Source organism: Nocardia sp. NPDC058518, from assembly GCF_042719655.1.
Lineage (GTDB): Bacteria > Actinomycetota > Actinomycetes > Mycobacteriales > Mycobacteriaceae > Nocardia.
In genome coordinates, this window is sequence record NZ_JBHXNJ010000008.1 from 54,634 (window position 1) to 71,003 (window position 16,370).

Genomic DNA, 16,370 nt, shown 5'->3' on the forward strand with positions numbered 1-16,370 from the left:
CGCCCCCACCCCCACACCGACCCCCAACCCGACACTCCCCCTGAGGGTTTCGAGAGCCAAAAGGGGCAGTGTCGTCTTCAGTAGGTGAGCTATGCCTTCGCGTTGCGGAGGTCGCCGCGCTGACGCTGCAACCGGAAGTAGGCGTTGGACAGGATCCGCACCCGCAACGGTTTGACGATGTTCAGCGCCCGGTACAGCGAACTGCGCGCGGCGACCCCGACCGGGTGCCCGATCGAGAACAGCCACTCCTGACGCAACTGCAGACCGCGCGACGCCGCGACATCGGGCTCCCGCACGCCCTGGAACTCCAACACCGCGGTATCGAGCCGGGCGTCCCGGCCTTCCGTGGCGCCGAACGCGGTCGACACGAGTTCGGCGAGCACCACACCGTCGATCAGCGCGTGGTTCACGCCCTGGCCGAGCACCGGTGACAGGGTGTGCGCCGCATCGCCGATGAACACCAGACCCGGGCGCGACCAGCGCGGCATCCGGGACGTGAAGATATCGAGGGTCGAGGTGTCGGTGAACCGGGTGACGTGCTCGCGGACCAGGTCCGACAGCTCCGGCGCCAGATCCGAGATCCGCTCGTGCAGAGTGGCGATGCCGCTCTTGCGCAGCTCGCCGAGGCTGCCCTTGGGAATGTTGAAGCCGACCCGCACCATATCGGGGTAGGTGGGAATGAACAGGCCGTGGTCGGCGCCGCGCATCCTGATCCGATAGGTCTCGGTGTCCCACTGTTCGGGCAGCGGGGTGCGCATCCACACCACGTCCCGGTCGAGCTGGATCCGTTCGTAGTCCAGCTCCGACATGGCGACGGTCTTGGAATACCGGCCGTCCGCGCCGACGACCAACGCGGCACGCACTTCGTGGTCGCCGTCGGCATCGGTGAACGTCAGGCCGAGCACGCGGCCGTCGTCGACGATCAGGTCGGTCACGTTCGCACCGCGCAGCATCCGGAAACCGTCCGACTCCGCTGCGGCCTTCTCCAGCGCGTTGAGCAGCGTCGGCTGCGGCACCTCGCGCGGATACGGCTGCGGGTAGTCGAAATCGGCGAAGTCCGCCGACATCAGCAGGTGCCCGCCTTCGGAGATCTCCAGCTTCCTGGTCACCAGGGCGCCCGACGCGGTGATGTCGTCGAGCACGCCGAGGCCGTCGAGCAGGGCGACGGCATCCGGCGACAGGGACTCACCGCGGAAGGAACGCTCGGTGGTCAGAGTCTTCTCGACGACCGTCACCGACAGCCCGGCCCGGCTGAGCGCGACCGCCGCCGACAAACCGCCGGGGCCGGCCCCGATGATCGCGATATCGGTGGTGTACGTGGTCATTAACTGGCCTTTCGACGGAGAGTGTGGGGTGCGCGGTCGCTACCGCGGCGACCCCAGAATTCGATGGCTTTGTCGATCACGGTGTCGCGGAGGGTGTGTGCGGCACCGCCGGAGAAGAAGTGGTCCGCGTCGAGGAACGACAGCGTGACGTCGGTGCCGATGTCGCGCCACGCGTCGACCCGATCGGGAGCGACGAGGCGGTCCTCGGTGGCGCCGATGACGTGGGTCGGCACCGTGAACTCGTCCGCCGGCGCGACGAACCGGAACCGTTCGCACATGCGCAGGTCGTCGCGCACGGTCGGCAACAGCGGTGCGAGCCATTCCGGCCGACGCAGCAGCGCATCGGGTACGCCGCCGAACCGGGCGAGGGCCGCGGCGAAGGCCGCGTCGTCGAGGGTGTCGACGCCGATGGAGAGGGGATCGAGCTGTGGTGCGGAGAAGGCCGCGACGACCAGACCGGTCGGCGGTTCGAGACCTTGTTCGATCTGGTGGCGCGCGACCAGGTAGGCAAGCAGCGCACCCATGCTGTGGCCGACGAGGACGTAGTCACCGGTCATGCGGTCGGCATACCGGTCGGCGACGTAGTCGACGACGGATTCGATGGTCTCGTGGACCCGGCGTCCGCCGATCGGTTTGCTCGACGGGAGTTCCACCGCGGTCAGTTCGACCCCGTCCGGTACCTGGTCGCGCCAAGGCCGGAACGCGGTGGGGGCACCGCCCGCGTAGTGGAAACACAGCATCTTCAGCGGTGTGCTGGTGGGCTGCTGTCCGCGCTGGTCGACCCGCGTGGGTTCGACCCGAGTGGGTGCGCGCCGGGTGAGTACGGCTTCGGTCTGATCGGTCATGCGGTGCTCCGAGCATCGACGAAGGGAGTGCGGGCGGTGACGGCGGTGGCACGGCCCCTGGCCCGCCGGATCAGCGGCGGAAGATGTTTCAAGCCGACAGGGACGCCGGCGAAGTCGGCGAGCTCACCGGCCAGGGTCAGCGCGATGTCGGGCATATGGTTCGGCGATCCGTGTACGTCGTCGAACGCGAAGACGCTCGCGCGCCGGAGCTCGGTGACGAGCAGTGTCACGTCCTCGGGTGGCACGATCTCGTCGCGTCGGCTGGCGACGGCGGTGACGCGGGCGGTGATCCGGGCGAGCTCGCCCGGTGTCACGGCGAACCGGCCGAGTTCGCCGGGCAGCCGGTCCACCGCGATGCCGGTCGTCTTCGCCAGTGCGTCTTTGGTGGTCTCCGGGAGCTGCTGCCACCAGTCGCTGTCGGTGAACAGGTGCCGCATCGGCGGCCCGACCGAGAAGATCCGCTCGATTCGCGGGTCCTGTGCCGCTGCCCGCAGCGCCACGGTGCCACCGAAGCTCATGGCAGAGGCGAAGATTCGATGCACCGGGGTCACCGCGGCGAGTTCGTCGAACAGCTCGCTCAGGTCCTGACCGGAACTGTCCCGGTACGCGAGGGGGTGCTCGCCGACACCGGGAAGTTCGGTGAGCACCACCGTCATGCCGAATCGGCGGCCGAGCTCGACGAACCGCGACCACTGCTCCTTGATGCTGACGATCCCGCCGCACACCACCAGCACATCGCCGGCGTTGCCCCACGGTGCCTGGCTCCGTTCGGCGAGCCACACCGGCACCTCGCTGCCCGCGACCGGCAGGAGCACCCGGCGCACACCGGCGGAAGCGGCCCAGCTCCCGAACGCGTCGACGCACAGTTCGTGTGCGGTGGCGGCGTCAGGGGTCGCGACGAACGGGAACCGGGCAAGGTTCAGATACGGCACCGCGTCGCGGTAGCGCTGCTGGTCGTATTCGCGTCGACCGGCCGCGAGCCACACCGTGGACCAGCCCGCCGGGCCGTCGTCGAGGGTGTCGATCGTCGCCAGGATCTGCTCGGCTCGCTGACTCGGCAGTCCCTGGGCCGCGGCATGCAGCCGTACCAGATCGACGCGTTCGGCCAGGCTATGCATGCTTCCTCCAGTGGTGTGCCGCGCTGATCCGCAGACCGTGGTGTGTGGTGGTCCCGATTCGGGTGCGGTGCCCGTCCGGCGCCGCGACATCCCGGGTGGTCGAGGCGGTGTCGCGGGTGGGCAGGCCGACGCAGATCCGCCGCGGCACAACGGTCAGTCCGGTGCCGCGGGCCTTCAGCACGGATTCCTTCATCGTCCACAGCGCGACCAGCGCGTCGTTGCGCTCATCCGGGTCGAGGTCGGCCAGCTGCGCCAGTTCATCCGGATGGGCGACGGCGGTGACAAAGGTGGGGGTGTAGATCGGCCGGTCGCTCGCCTCGATGTCGACGCCGATGCCATCGTCGTGCGCGCCGCTGTCCGCCACTGCGACTGCCAGGGTGTCACCGGTATGCGACAGGCTGATGGCGACGGGCGCGGGCGCTGTGCCCCACCGTGCCTGTGGCGGCCGACCGGGTTCGGTGTGGATGTCGATCTCGCCGGCATCGCAGCCCAGACGGTCGGCGACGACTGCCCGCAGCAGGGCGCGTGAGGCGAACATCCGGCCCCGCGCGAACGCACAGGTCATCGCGTTCCAGCGGTCGAACGCGGTCCCGAGTACCGCGCGTAGCTGCGTTTCCGGCGGTGTGGTCAAGGGCAGCCAGTCGGTGATGGTGGCCAGCCGGATCCGGCTGTCGGCGCCCAGATCCCAGCGGGTGCCGACCTCGGTCCAGCGGGCCCCGCGGGTCATGGCTGCTCGCTGTCGGGTTCGCGCAGGTGCCTGGCCAGCGCGGACAGCACATCGGCGGCGAGTGCGCCGTCGATGACCCGGTGATCGAAGGTCAGGCTGAGCGGCAGGGTCGGGCGAACGACGATCTGTTCCGTCCCGTCCACGGTGACTGCGACGGGTTTGCGCGTGATCCGGCCGAGCCCGATCGTGACGGTGGTCCCGCCGTAGGAGAAGAACCGTGCGACCTCGGCGTGTCCCAGCGAACTGAGTGCGACGGTGCCCATTCGCGCCGGTCCGCCCGACTTACGGGTGACAGCCGCGAAGACCACCCGGGCCACCGACAGCGGCAACCGGTGCAGGGTGCGGATGCCCGCCAGTTCGTCGAGCTCCTCGGCAGCCGTGTCACGCAGCCGCTCGACCTGGTCCTGGATCTGATCCAGCGACATCGCGGCGACGTCGGGCACCACCGCCGACGCGGCACAGCGCACGTCGTTGATCGTCTTGTCCAGCGCCAGTTTGACATCGACGGTGCGGTGCAAAGTCACCTCGGATTCCCACAGCCCGCCGATGGTCGCGTTCGCCTGCGGATACTCGGTGAGGGTGCGGGCGAGCGCTGACATCACGTAGGTGACGACGGAGATCTTGCGCTCCGCCTGGCGCTGGTGCTCGGTCAGCGCGGTTGCGTCTACCTCGGTATCGAGGTAGACCGCGCCCGCGGTCCGGGCATTGGCCAGGAAGGCCAACGTGTGGCGCCGCTCCCGCGCCAGCGGGGTGACCTGCGTGTCGGTCATGACGCGGCCTGCGCGGCGACGGCCCGGTACAGGTCACCGAGAGAAGTGACCTCGATCAGTTCGCTCATCTCGAGGGTGTTCCCGGTGATCGATTCGATCCCGGTGAGCAGCTTCATCAGATAGACCGAGTCCCACTCGTTCAGGCTGTCGAACGGTGTGTCCAGATCTTCGGCGACATAGAGCAGTCCGGTTTCGTTCACGATGAGTTCGACGAATTCCGATTCGGTCACGGCGTTGGTACTCCTTCAACGATCAGGGCGTGGTGGTCGGCGACCTCGATATGCGGGGGCAGCTGCGGCGGGTCGCCGAGCTCGAGCCGGTAGCTCGCGTCCTGTGCCGACTGCGAGACGGTGCTGAAACCGAGGCCGGCGAACAGGTCGGCGGCTTTGGCGTTCTTCGGTGAGCGGAGGAACGTGCCGGTGACCGCGGATGCTCCCGCGTCCTTGGCTCGTCGGCAGATCCACGCGATCACGGCGTCTTCGACGTTGCGGCCGAGCACACGGCACGACATCGCGAAGTTGTCGATATGCCAAGCGTCCGAGGTGATGTCGACGAACGCCGCGCCGATCAGCCCGTGGTCGCCGTACCGGTCGGTGCAACGAACACCGAACACCGCGGAGTCGGCCGAGTCACGCAGTGCGGCAACCACACCCGGGTCCCGGCGCACGGTGGTGGTGTTGAACTGGTTGGTACGCAGGGTGATCTGCGAAATTCGGGCCACCTCGGCATCAGTGGGCTCGGTGATGTCGATCCGAGTCGCCAGCCCCACCAGATAGTCGGTGATCGACCCGGCCGACCGCTGGAATTCCAGCCGCTGGGTTTCGGCCCGGTACCGCTCGGCGCGCTCGAGGTCGTCGGCGGTCACGTGCAGTGACCGGAAGTAGCCGGCCCGCAGCACCGCGTGCGCGTGCAGCGCCGGCTCCTTGTGGTCGACCGCGACCACCCGCACCGACGGCAGCGCGGTACGCACTGAACCCCGTTCGGAGATACTGTCATCGACGAAGACCAGCGAATCGAGGCCGATGTTCAGGCCCTGCGCGATGGCCTCGATATTGTTCGGTTTGGGTTCCCAGTTGGCAGCGATCGCGACGAAGTCGTCCTCAGCGAGATCGACGTTCGCGTTGTCCCGCAACGTGGTTCGCACCAGCTCGTCGTCGTTCTTGCTGCTGATGGCGAGGAGTACGCCCTGCGCCGCCAGATGGCGGACAACACCCTGCATCGCCGAGAAGCACTCGCCTACCGGGCCTTCGCCGGACACCACACCGGTCGGACCGACCTCGCTGAGCACCTCGCCCCACATCGTCCCGTCCAGGTCGACGACCAGGCATTTGCTGGTCCGACCACGCAAGGCGGCGACGATCGCCGCGATCTCGCGACCGAGTTCGGTGAAATAGTTTTCGGAGAAACGGATCTGGGCGTAGGCGGCCAGCCGTTCGTCAGCGAGCGAGCCTGCCTGGGCGACGATCGGCGCGGAGTCGATCACGTACACCCCTGGCAGCTCCTGCGACACGCGCAGCAGCTTGCTGTTGGCTTCCCGCCATACCAGCGACAGCTGGGTACGCGAGGTCATGTCGACGATCTCGGCCATCCGGCGCGGTGGCAACTCGACGGTGGTGAGCAGCACCGGGCAGGTGCTGCGCTCACGAAGACCGCTCACCGCGACGACGAGTTCGTCGAGTACGGCCGCCCAGGCGTCGGCGACCTGCTCCGGTGTCCACACTGCGGGGAGGCGGCGGAACACTTCCTGACCGTCCAGGACACAGACGATGGCATCGGCCTCGGCTTCGCCGTCGACGCCGGTGAGCAGCTCGGCCATGTACTGGGCGTAGTCACCGACGTGGATCGTCGGCACGAATCCGCGGAACCCGAGCATGCCCGCCAGCGGCGCGCGGATCGGGGCGAGCGTCGAACTGCCGATGACGCTGACAGTGGCGGTCGGCAGCGCGGGATGGTTCTCGGCCACGGCACCGGCGTCGGCGGTGACCAGCAGTTGGCCGATCCGGCACACGGTGTCGTCGTCTTGGTCGGGCAGTCCCGCGATGATCTCGTCCAGCCGCGCTTCCAGCCGACCGGATCGCCGCAGCCCTCTGGCGTGCTCGAGCAGGTTCGTGCTCACGACAGACCCTCCACGACGAAGCCGCCCTTGATCCATTTGCTCGACTCGATGGCCGCCAGGACGGCACGTTCACCGGGGCCGATGAGGCCGGCCAGCTCGTCGAGTTGCAGGAAGGGCAGCGCATTGCCGTTGTTACCGGTCGACGCGACGACGGAGATGTCCTTCGCGGACGCGACGTTCAGTTGCCGCACGATCTTGTCGGTCATCCGGCCCGAAAGTTGGGGCGGCATCAGGTAATCGATGCTGTCGCGGTCCCAGCCGGTCGTCCTGAGCAGTTCGGCGACCACCTCGGCCGCCATGTCGGGAACCAGGGCCTCGATGGCTTTGTAGTCCTCGTTCAGAGCCATCATGTCGCTGTCACGGTCGGCGATGCCGAACCATTCGATCTGCTGACCGGGGGCGCGACCGCGACCGGTGAACCGGTTGATCACGTGCGAGAGCCGCATCCGCGCACCGGCGTCGTCGTAGGACACCACCACCGCACCCGCGCCGTCGCCGAACAGCACGTAGTTCACCAGTTCGGCGGGTGACATCTTGCTGTTGGCGTCGCGGTCGAGGCGCAGATGTTTGACGCAGACATCGGCACCGATCACCAGGCCGGTCGGCGACTCCGGGGACAGCCGCGACATCGCCACGTCCAGCGCGGCGATCGCACCGGCGCAGCCGGACTGCAGCTGATAGGTCGGGACCTGGTCGATCCCCAGCGCGTCGGCGACCAGGTTCACCGAGGTGGGCATGAGATGGTCCGGGGTGGCGGTGCCGAGCACGATGAAGTCGATTTCGCCCGCGTCGACGTCGGCGTCGGCCATCGCCGCGGAGGCGGCGGAGGCGGCCAGCGCGCTCAGCGTCGAGGTGCGTGCTCCGGTCTCGATGTCGACGGCGAAGTGCCGGGTTTTCGTGCCGACGAACAGGTCGATCCATTGCGCGTTGGCGCCGAATCGCTGTGACAGCGTGACGTTGTCGATCGCGGGACCGGGCAGTGCGGTCCCGGTGCCGAGGATATTGGCATGGGCGCTCATCGTTGGTTCTCCTTCATCAGCGTGGTCACCAGTTCCACCAGTTCCCCCACCGTCCTGATGTCGCTGTGCAATTGCTCAGGTCCGGGCGCCGCTGCCAAGCCGAGACGAGGGGCGATCCGATCCGCGAATTGCATGATCGTGATCGAGTCGAAGCCGAGGTCGTCGCGAAGATCCTGGTCCGGCCGCAGATCGGCCGGACGGTAGTCGCCGATGTCGCCGAGGACGGCGGTCACCGCGCTGTGCACGCTCGACGGGTCCGTCTGCGCCGGATCAGTGGTGCTCGCCACCGTTTTCGCCGGCCGACCGGGGTGCTGTCCGGCGACGGCTCGCACCGGCGCGGTGAGGCCGGCACTGGCCGCCGATACGAGGAAGCGCTCGCCATCGCTGAACACGTAGCCAGGCAGACGCCGGATCCGGTGATCGCCGCGGTCGTACAGGGCACTCCAGCCGATGTCCACGCCCGATTCCCACAGCGAAGCCAGCGTCGCCGCGAACTCCAGGCCGTCGGACTTCTCGCCGGGGATCGGGGTGAGAATCGTGCTGTCCGGCAGCGCGGCCGAGGCCCGCAGGATGCCCGACAGCACACCGCGCGGGCCGATTTCGACCACATGGGTCGGCCGGAGATCGGCCAGGGCGCGCGCCGCCCGGTCGAACAGGACCGGTTCGGTCACCTGGCGAGCCCAGTACTCGGGTGTCAGGTCACCCGGTTCCAGCAGTGCGCCGGTCACGGTGGAGGCCATCGGGAGCCGTACCGCATCGTCGGCACCCGCGGTGACCTGGGCCGCGGCATCCCGTACCGCGGCCCGCGCCGGCGCCATCAGCGCCGAGTGGAAGGCGTGCGACACGGTGAGTGCCTTGACCCGGACACCATCGGCACGCAGCTTCTCGGCGATGGTATCGACGGCGTCCGCGGCGCCGGCGAAGACGACCGACGAAGGCCCGTTGACCGCGGCGATGCCGGCACCGTCGATGCTCTCGGCGAGAGCGAGCGCGGTGTCGTACCCGCAGTCCGCGGCGAGCATGGCGCCCCCGCGGGCCACGGCCTGCATCGCCTCACCACGCGCGGACACCAGTCGAGCCGCCTCGGTGAATGCCATCCGCCCCGCGCAGACCGCGGCGGCGAATTCGCCGACACTGTGCCCGATCACGGCGGCCGGGCGTACTCCGAAGTCGGCGAAGGTTCGTACGAGCGCGATCTGGACGGCGAACAGCGCGGGCTGGCTGACCGCGGTGTCGTCGAGCGAGCGCCCCTGCGCGTCGGTACCGGACTCGATCGCAGCGATGATCGACGAACCCGTGATCTCCGCTAGTGCGGAGTCCACATCCTGGAGGTGGGTGCCGAAGGCCGGGAGACGGTGCATCAGATCGACGCACATCCGCCGGTACTGGGCGCCCTGTCCGGTGAACGCGAAGACGATCCGCGCCCCGCGCGGCGTTTTCGTAGCCGCCGCGGCCCGCCGGTCCGCCTGCGCCAGGGTTTCCAGCAGAGCGCTCGCACCGGTCGCGGGGATCGCGATGCGGACACCGAGCCCGGACTTGACGTGGTTACTCGAATAGCATTGCCGCAGCCAGTCATTGGCTTCGATGCCCGCGGAGACGGCGGCCAGGTTGCGGGCCAGCGCATCACCGTTGTTGGCCGTCACCGTTAGCACACCGAGTGTGCCTTTGCCCTTGGGGCGGCGCGTCCGTTCCGGTGAGGCGAGCACCACGTGCGCGTTCGTCCCGCCCAAACCGAAACTGCTGACGCCCGCGTACAACTGGCCGCGACCGAGCCGTTCGGCGCCGACGGCCAGGCGCAGCCCGTGGGACGCGAGATCCAGCTGCGGATTCTCCTCGTCGGCGAACAAGGTCGGCGGCACGATGCGTTTGTCCAGTGCCAGACAGGCTTTGATGAACCCCGCGATGCCCGCGGCGCCCTCGCAGTGCCCGATATTGCCCTTGACCGAACCCAGGATCCGGGTGCGGGTGGGTTCACCGGCGACGATGCCGCGCAGCGCCCTGACCTCCACCATGTCGCCGAGGGTGGTCCCGGTGCCATGTCCTTCGATGAAGTCCAGGTCCTCCGCCGTGCGGTTCGCGGCAGCGAGAGCCCTGGTCATCACCCTTTCCTGACCCCAGCGGGTCGGAGCGGTCAAGCCGTTGCTCCGGCCGTCCTGGCCGACGGCGGAACCGGCGATCAGGGCATACGGTTCGGGCGCGTCGTCAGGACGGTCTTCGCTGCGGCGCAGCACCACCGCGCCGACGCCTTCGCCGCGGCCGATGCCGCCGCCGTTGCCGCTGAACGGGCGGCAGCGCCCGTCGGTGGCGGACAACCCGGCTTGGGTGTAGAACACCGACAGCGCCGGGGTGAGCATGAGGTTCACGCCGACCACGACGGCGGTATCGCATTCGCGGTTCCGCAGGGCGCTGGCCGCCATGTGGACCGCGACCAGCGACGACGAACAGGCGGTGTCCACCGCGAGGCTCGGGCCGCGCAGATCCAGCTGGTAGGACACCCGGTTGGCGATCATGCAGAAGCCGTTGCCGACGCCACGCTGGGCCGACATGCCCGCGTAGTCGGCCAGATGCAGGGTGCCCCAGTCGCTGGACATGACGCCGACGAACACGCCGGTGTCACTGCCGCGCACCGAGCGTGGATCGAGGCCGGCGTTCTCCAGCGCCCGCCACACCGTGTGCAGCACCATCCGCTGCTGGATGTCCATCGCCTTCGCCTCGACGGGCGCGATGCCGAAGAACTCGCAGTCGAACGTTTCGGGATCGTCGATGAAACCGGCGAACCGGGTGTTGGCCCGTCCCGGTCCGCCGTCGGGGTCGTAGAAATCGTCGATCGACCACCGCTGCGGTGGCACTGCGCTGACACCGTGTTCGCCGCGCACCAGCAGATCCCAGAAGTCCTCCGGCGAGTCGGCGGCGGGGAAGCGGCAGTCGATGCCCACCACGTCCACCGTCGACTGCGCGGTCTTCATCGGTGCGGAAGTCATTGCTGTGGCCCGGTTTCGGCGGCCAGGAACTCGGCCATCGCGCTGACGGTGGGGTAGTCCCAGGCCAGTGTCGGTTCGACGGCGATGCCGAGGGTGTCCTCGATTTCGCCGCACAGGGTGATGGCGTAGACGGAGTCGAGCCCGTACTCGGCGAGCGAACGGTCGTGGTCGATCGCCTCGGCGGTCGTGTCGAGGTATCCCGCTACCTTCGTCGCCAGCCAGTCGGCGATGTCGGCTTCGGTCGTTACCGGGCTGAGGTCGGTCATTGCTTCTCCTGGGGTATCGAGCGGAGTACCGGTGCGGCGTCGAGGCAGTGGCTTCGCCCCGTTCGGGTGCGATCTGTGAGTTCGTCGAAAACGATGTCTACGTCGGCGATGTCGACGTCGGGTCGCAGGCCGGTGCGCCGGGCTTCGATCGCCGCGACGGCCAGCCGAGCCCACGCGGCGGTGAACGGGCCGGGGTGGACCAGGTGGTGACCGGTGGCCGCGGCGATCCCGAGCAGTTCGCAGTAGCGGGCGGCCACGGCCATCGGGCGCGGCCCTGCGTCGATCCCGAGTTCGGTCCGCGCCAGACCACGTGCCGCGTCGCCGAAGGCGGGCAGCGTCCGGGCGGTGGTGGCCACGCTGCCACCACCGCCGGATCCGGCGTCGTCGAGCGCCGCGAGCGCGGACGGCAATCCCGCCAGATAGGGATCACCGACCGGGACTCCGATCCGCAACCGGTCGAACGGGATTCCCGCGCCGGCGGTGGTCGGAGTGAACAGGAGCTCCGCCGAGGTACCGGTATCGGCATCGCGAGTCAGGCGGGGCAGGTGTGGCAGGACGGTCAGCAGACAGGAGGTGCCGCCCGCGTGCCCGATGCCGATCGGGCCGACATCCCGGAAGTGCTTCCCGAACAGCCCGGACGGGCCGGAGCGCAGGTAGAACCGTGCGCCGAGCACCACTGCGAGGTACTCCATGGCCTGTTCCAGCAGTTGCGGGGCAAGGTATTTAGCGGCCGCACTGTGGGTGGCCACCGCGTCGGGGTTGCTGTGGATGCGACGTGCGACAGAGCCGACCATGGCATCGGTGGCGAGCAAAAGAGCGTGTGCCAGCGCGATATTGGTGCGGGCGTGCTGCAGTGAATCCACCGTCCGGCCGCGCAGGACGCGCTGTGCGGCGAACGAGGACGCGATGTGCAAGGCCATGTCCACCGGGCCGATCCCGGCGCTCGCCATCACTGTTCGGCTCACCTGGAACGATCGCAGCGCGATCTCGGCGCCGGTGCCGCGCGCCCCGACCAGATCCGCGGCGCGGACAGGATGCCGGTCGAAGTCGAAACCACTCAGGGTGACTCCGCGCAACGCGGTCGTTGAGAACCTGGGGAGTCGGCGGACGGTGTGCGCCGCGTCGGCGAGGTCGACGAGGAACAGCGAATGCGACCGTCCCGGCTTGTCGTCGGTCCGCGCGAAAACCACTGCCGCACTGGCCCGTTCGGCGTTGTTGATGACTTCCTTGCGGCCGTCGAGTAGGTAGCCGCCCTCGGATTCGACCGCCCGCATCTCGTTGGACGAGAAGTCGTTGCCGTGGTCGAGTTCGTGGTAGGCGACCGATACTTTGCCGCCGTCGAGGATGGTGTTCGCGAGTGCGGCCTGCTGGGCGGCGTCGCCCGCGGTCCAGACATTGAGCCCGGCCATCAGCGTGGTCACGCCGTAGCCGAGGCCCAGCGAGGCGTCGCGGGCGAACACCGGACGCAGGGCGCCGATCAGTTCCGGTACCGAGCGCAGCGTGCCACCGAGTTCAGCGGGGACGAAGGCGGCGTTGAGTCGGGCGGTGTCGAGAAGGTCCTCGGCACCGTCGGCGAGGCGGCCTGCTTCGTCGGCCGCGAGAACGGCGTCGGCGGGCAGCGGGCCTGCCGCGTCGAAGGGGTCGCCGAGCGCCGACTCGATCGACTCGCCGCAGGCGGTGATGGGGAGTGTCGAGGTCACTGTGTTCCTGCCTTCGTCGCGCGATGTCCGGCGTCGCCGAGCACGCTGATTCGTTGCGCGCCAAACAGTTCCAGCGCCGCGGCGAGCAGTCGATCGGTCGACCCATGGGTACTGTCGAACTCGCCGGTGTCACCGCGCAGCGCGCCGAGCACCCGGCCGAGTACGGCTTCGAGCCACAGTCCGTCGTGCCAGAGCGGGTGTCCGGCGTGGTCGTCGCGGTTGGCGTACCAGAAGTGGATGGCACAGGCCGCACCGAGGCACAGCGACAGACGTTCGGCCACGACGAACGACGAGTTCGGGGTGTCGGCGGCGTTGAGCGGTTGTCCGGCCGCCCTTGCCGTTTCGTCGTCGGTGATCCGGCTCGTCTCGGCGATGAGCGCCCGCAACGGGTCGGGTGTCCCGTGGTCCTGTGCGGTCGCTTCCGCGAGGGCCGCCAGCGACCGCAGTGCGCTCGACCCGCGCTTGGCCAGCAAGCTGAGCCGCGCGTACTCCACCGGCTCCGGGTCCCGGTCCATACGGCAGGTCGCTGCCATCGTGTCGGCGGGCAGCGCGCCCTTCCCTGATACCAGCGAGAACTGGCTGATCATCGACGACAGGTTGACCACCGTATTGCCGTCGAAGAGCGAGACGATGCGGTGATCGCGTTCGATCCGGCCGAGCACTCGGTCGTCGCCGTCGAGGACGGATCGGGCACCGACCAGCCCACGCAGCCGTCGGATCATGGCTTCGGTGCGGGTCGGGACGAGGAACTTCGCGGCCGCGCAATGGACCGACAGTTCGGCGGGGAGCTCGTGGATGGATCGGGCGACCACGAAGGCGAACGCCTCGTTCAAGAACTGGTCGGCCAGTGCCTCGCCGAGAATCCGGCATGCGTCGGGCAGCTCGATGAGCTTGCGGCCGTAGAGGTTTCGGGTGCGCGCGAACTCCATCGCCGCCTCGAGCGCACTGTCCGCCGCGCCCAGCGACAGCGCACAGCACAGCGTGCGCGTCAATTGCAGTCCGCGGAGCACGGTTTCGAGTCCGGTGCCAGTACGGCCCACCAGATCGGCCTCGTCGACGATCGCGGAGTCGATCCGGATTCCGCTGATGTCGGCGCCGCGGATCCCATGGGTGAGTTCCTTGGGTACCGGCCGGTGGGTGTCGTGGCGCGACTTGTCGAAGAACACCAGGTCGAATCCGCGCGGACCGCCCTCTGGCTTGCTGCGCACCAGCAGTGTCAGCGCGCCACCCCGGGTGGCGTTGTTGATCAGCCACTTCTCGCCGTCGAGAACGAGGTTGTCCTGTTCGTCGCGGGTCAGGCGCATATCCCCGGACAGCAGGTCGCTGCCGTGTCCGCGTTCGGTGAGGCCCCAGCTCACGGCCGTCCCGGCCAGGATCACGTCGGCGACCCGCTGTGCCAACGCCTGGTCGGCACCGACCCACACGGTCACCGCGCCGAGGAAGGTCTTGCCGTGTGCCACAGCGAGGGTGACACTGCGGCCCGCGACCGTGCGAATGATGTTCATGGTCGCGGCGTAATCGTCGAGCTTGCCACCGTATTCGACGGGAACGTAGTACTCGAACACGCGGTTGTCGTCGAGCAGCGCCACCGCGCCGGTGGGGAATTCATCGATCCGGTCGGCGGTGTTCAACGCACTGTGTCCCGCCGGGTTGTCGAGTTCCGCACCGGCACCGAGGATGTCGTCCACTCCGAGGTCGTCGAGCAGATCGTCGCGAGTCGTCGGCGCTGTCATGACACGCTCACCTGTTCGGTCAGTGCGGTGATCCGGCCGGCTTCGTACAGGCCACGCATCTGCACCCGGCGGATCTTGCCGCTTGTGGTCCTGGCGACCGAACCCTTGCTCACGAGCACGACTTCGGCGATGGGGGTGCTGAATTCGGCCCGGACCACATCGCGGATCAGGGAGATCACCTCGGCATGCGCGGTGTCGGCGAGCAGTTCGGGGCGGATCTCGTGCACCAGCACGAGTCGTTCGGGCTGACCGACCGTGAACGCCGCGCCGACACCGGCCGCGACGGCGGGGGAGACGGTGCGTGCCGCCCGCTCGATATCGTGGGCGTACAGGTTGCGGCCGTTGACGATGATGGTGTCTTTGATCCGGCCGGTGACATAGAGGTTGCCCTCCACCATCGCCCCGAGATCTCCTGTGCGCAGCCACTTTTCGCCCTCGCGCCCGACGATCTCGGCCGCGAAGCTCTCCGCGCTCTTCTCCGGCATGTTCCAGTAGCCTGCGGCGACACTCGCGCCGTGCACCCAGATCTCGCCGACCGCGCCGGGTTCGGCTTCTCCGAAGGTGTCCGGGTCGACGATGGCGACCTGCAACGTGATCGGCCTGCCACTGCCGACCAGCGTCCTGACCTGAGCGCCGGATCCCTGCGCCGGGGGACGCAACACGTTGCCCGCGAACGCTTCCGCGTCCACATCGAAGATGACCGGTTCGTTGTCCACCGGCGTGCCGGTGATGAACAGCGTGGCCTCGGCCATCCCGTAGACCGGCATCACCGCGGATCGTCGCAGCCCGCGGGGCCCCAGCTTGGCCAGGAACTTGTCGATGGACTCGGCCTGGATCGGCTCGGACCCGTTGAGCACCGACCGCACACAGCTCAGATCGATATCGGTGATCGCGTCGTCGTCCACCCGGCGGGCGACGAAGTCGAACGCGAAGTTCGGTGCCACGCTGATCGTGGCACGGTAGCGATCGAGCACCTGGATCCACCGGACCGGCCGCTTGATGAAGGTCACCGGCGACATGAAAACCGTGGTGCCGCCGAGGAACAGCGGATGCAGGATCATCCCGATCAGCCCCATGTCATGGAACTGCGGCAGCCAGCCCGCCATGATGATGTCCTGGTCGGTGTGCAGGGCCGCCTGGATCTCGATCTCGTTGGCGACGAGATTGGCGTGGGTGACGATCACGCCCTTCGGGTCGCCGGTCGACCCGGAGGTGTACTGCAGGAACGCGATCGAGTCCTCGCCGATCGTCGGCGCGATCCAGGCGTCCGAATCGGCGACGACCTCGTCGACCACGAGGATCACGAGATCCGGGCGCACCGTCTGCGCCCATGCGGTGACCAGGGGAGCGAGCTCGGATTGTGTCAAGACCACCCGTACGTCGGCGTCGGCGACGATGCCGGCGAGCCGGTCGACGCCCTTTTCCTTCCCGTCCGGGATGGGCGCCGGGACCGCGACCACGCCGGCCGCGAGCGCACCGACGAACGCCGAGACGAACGCCGGACCAGGGGCGAACAGCAGCAGGGCGCGATCACCGGGCTCGATGACCTCCGACACCGCGACCGCGATCGAGCGGGCCTCGGAGTCCAACTCGGCGTAGGTCTTCGACTGTTCGACCAGTTCGGTGCCCGCTTCGTCGAGGAATACCAGAGCCCGCTTGTCGGGGGTCGACTGCACTCGCTGATGGAAGTACGACAGATAGGTTGCGTTCGACATGCGTTTGTTCCTTCTACGACCGGATCGGTGGTGGGTCGGCGACTACGTGAGGAAG

General features: G+C 68.5%; 13 protein-coding genes. All 13 read right to left on the minus strand.

Features of this window, described 5'->3' with window-relative positions:
* Positions 1-89: 89 nt before the first annotated feature.
* Genes ACFWPX_RS16320 through ACFWPX_RS16380 form a run of 13 tightly spaced genes read right to left on the minus strand, consistent with a single transcriptional unit; the run spans position 90 to position 16,315 of the window.
* Positions 90-1,325, minus strand: a complete 1,236-nt coding sequence (locus tag ACFWPX_RS16320) for an FAD-dependent oxidoreductase (RefSeq protein ID WP_378928050.1) — start codon at positions 1,323-1,325, stop codon at positions 90-92.
* On the minus strand, positions 1,325-2,170 hold the full coding sequence (locus ACFWPX_RS16325) for a thioesterase II family protein (RefSeq protein ID WP_378928051.1): 846 nt from the start codon (positions 2,168-2,170) through the stop codon (positions 1,325-1,327). Before ACFWPX_RS16325 ends, ACFWPX_RS16320 begins: the two co-directional genes overlap by 1 nt.
* A complete protein-coding gene (locus tag ACFWPX_RS16330) occupies positions 2,167-3,288 on the minus strand; it encodes an alpha/beta fold hydrolase (RefSeq protein WP_378928052.1) in 1,122 nt (373 codons plus the stop codon). The genes ACFWPX_RS16325 and ACFWPX_RS16330 overlap by 4 nt, the downstream gene beginning before the upstream one ends.
* Complete coding sequence (locus ACFWPX_RS16335) at positions 3,281-4,015, minus strand: 4'-phosphopantetheinyl transferase family protein (RefSeq protein ID WP_378928053.1); 735 nt, start codon at positions 4,013-4,015, stop codon at positions 3,281-3,283. Before ACFWPX_RS16335 ends, ACFWPX_RS16330 begins: the two co-directional genes overlap by 8 nt.
* Positions 4,012-4,785 (minus strand): 2-oxo acid dehydrogenase subunit E2, encoded by a 774-nt coding sequence (locus ACFWPX_RS16340; RefSeq protein ID WP_378928054.1) that lies wholly within the window; start codon positions 4,783-4,785, stop codon positions 4,012-4,014. The genes ACFWPX_RS16335 and ACFWPX_RS16340 overlap by 4 nt, the downstream gene beginning before the upstream one ends.
* Positions 4,782-5,015: an acyl carrier protein gene (locus ACFWPX_RS16345; RefSeq protein WP_378928055.1), complete on the minus strand. Its 234-nt coding sequence runs from the start codon at positions 5,013-5,015 to the stop codon at positions 4,782-4,784. The genes ACFWPX_RS16340 and ACFWPX_RS16345 overlap by 4 nt, the downstream gene beginning before the upstream one ends.
* Positions 5,012-6,901 carry an HAD-IIIC family phosphatase gene (locus tag ACFWPX_RS16350; RefSeq protein ID WP_378928056.1) on the minus strand — a complete coding sequence of 630 codons (1,890 nt, stop codon included), beginning with the start codon at positions 6,899-6,901 and terminating at the stop codon, positions 5,012-5,014. The genes ACFWPX_RS16345 and ACFWPX_RS16350 overlap by 4 nt, the downstream gene beginning before the upstream one ends.
* Positions 6,898-7,920: a 3-oxoacyl-ACP synthase III family protein gene (locus ACFWPX_RS16355; protein ID WP_378928057.1), complete on the minus strand. Its 1,023-nt coding sequence runs from the start codon at positions 7,918-7,920 to the stop codon at positions 6,898-6,900. Before ACFWPX_RS16355 ends, ACFWPX_RS16350 begins: the two co-directional genes overlap by 4 nt.
* Positions 7,917-10,901: a type I polyketide synthase gene (locus ACFWPX_RS16360; RefSeq protein ID WP_378928058.1), complete on the minus strand. Its 2,985-nt coding sequence runs from the start codon at positions 10,899-10,901 to the stop codon at positions 7,917-7,919. Before ACFWPX_RS16360 ends, ACFWPX_RS16355 begins: the two co-directional genes overlap by 4 nt.
* Positions 10,898-11,167 (minus strand): acyl carrier protein, encoded by a 270-nt coding sequence (locus ACFWPX_RS16365; RefSeq protein WP_378928059.1) that lies wholly within the window; start codon positions 11,165-11,167, stop codon positions 10,898-10,900. Before ACFWPX_RS16365 ends, ACFWPX_RS16360 begins: the two co-directional genes overlap by 4 nt.
* The gene (locus ACFWPX_RS16370; RefSeq protein ID WP_378928060.1) at positions 11,164-12,867 is read right to left on the minus strand and encodes an acyl-CoA dehydrogenase; all 1,704 of its coding nucleotides are present in this window, start codon (positions 12,865-12,867) and stop codon (positions 11,164-11,166) included. The genes ACFWPX_RS16365 and ACFWPX_RS16370 overlap by 4 nt, the downstream gene beginning before the upstream one ends.
* The gene (locus ACFWPX_RS16375) at positions 12,864-14,600 is read right to left on the minus strand and encodes an acyl-CoA dehydrogenase family protein (protein WP_378928061.1); all 1,737 of its coding nucleotides are present in this window, start codon (positions 14,598-14,600) and stop codon (positions 12,864-12,866) included. Before ACFWPX_RS16375 ends, ACFWPX_RS16370 begins: the two co-directional genes overlap by 4 nt.
* Positions 14,597-16,315 (minus strand): fatty acyl-AMP ligase, encoded by a 1,719-nt coding sequence (locus tag ACFWPX_RS16380; RefSeq protein WP_378928062.1) that lies wholly within the window; start codon positions 16,313-16,315, stop codon positions 14,597-14,599. The genes ACFWPX_RS16375 and ACFWPX_RS16380 overlap by 4 nt, the downstream gene beginning before the upstream one ends.
* Positions 16,316-16,370 lie beyond the last annotated feature (55 nt).

What these genes read in the sequence shown, in the direction of transcription:
- ACFWPX_RS16320 (WP_378928050.1), bottom strand. Translation starts at nt 1,325, where the DNA reads ATGACCACGTACACCACCGATATCGCGATCATCGGGGCCGGCCCCGGC.
- ACFWPX_RS16325 (WP_378928051.1), bottom strand. Translation starts at nt 2,170, where the DNA reads ATGACCGATCAGACCGAAGCCGTACTCACCCGGCGCGCACCCACTCGG.
- ACFWPX_RS16330 (WP_378928052.1), bottom strand. Translation starts at nt 3,288, where the DNA reads ATGCATAGCCTGGCCGAACGCGTCGATCTGGTACGGCTGCATGCCGCG.
- ACFWPX_RS16335 (WP_378928053.1), bottom strand. Translation starts at nt 4,015, where the DNA reads ATGACCCGCGGGGCCCGCTGGACCGAGGTCGGCACCCGCTGGGATCTG.
- ACFWPX_RS16340 (WP_378928054.1), bottom strand. Translation starts at nt 4,785, where the DNA reads ATGACCGACACGCAGGTCACCCCGCTGGCGCGGGAGCGGCGCCACACG.
- ACFWPX_RS16355 (WP_378928057.1), bottom strand. Translation starts at nt 7,920, where the DNA reads ATGAGCGCCCATGCCAATATCCTCGGCACCGGGACCGCACTGCCCGGT.
- ACFWPX_RS16360 (WP_378928058.1), bottom strand. Translation starts at nt 10,901, where the DNA reads ATGACTTCCGCACCGATGAAGACCGCGCAGTCGACGGTGGACGTGGTG.
- ACFWPX_RS16365 (WP_378928059.1), bottom strand. Translation starts at nt 11,167, where the DNA reads ATGACCGACCTCAGCCCGGTAACGACCGAAGCCGACATCGCCGACTGG.
- ACFWPX_RS16375 (WP_378928061.1), bottom strand. Translation starts at nt 14,600, where the DNA reads ATGACAGCGCCGACGACTCGCGACGATCTGCTCGACGACCTCGGAGTG.
- ACFWPX_RS16380 (WP_378928062.1), bottom strand. Translation starts at nt 16,315, where the DNA reads ATGTCGAACGCAACCTATCTGTCGTACTTCCATCAGCGAGTGCAGTCG.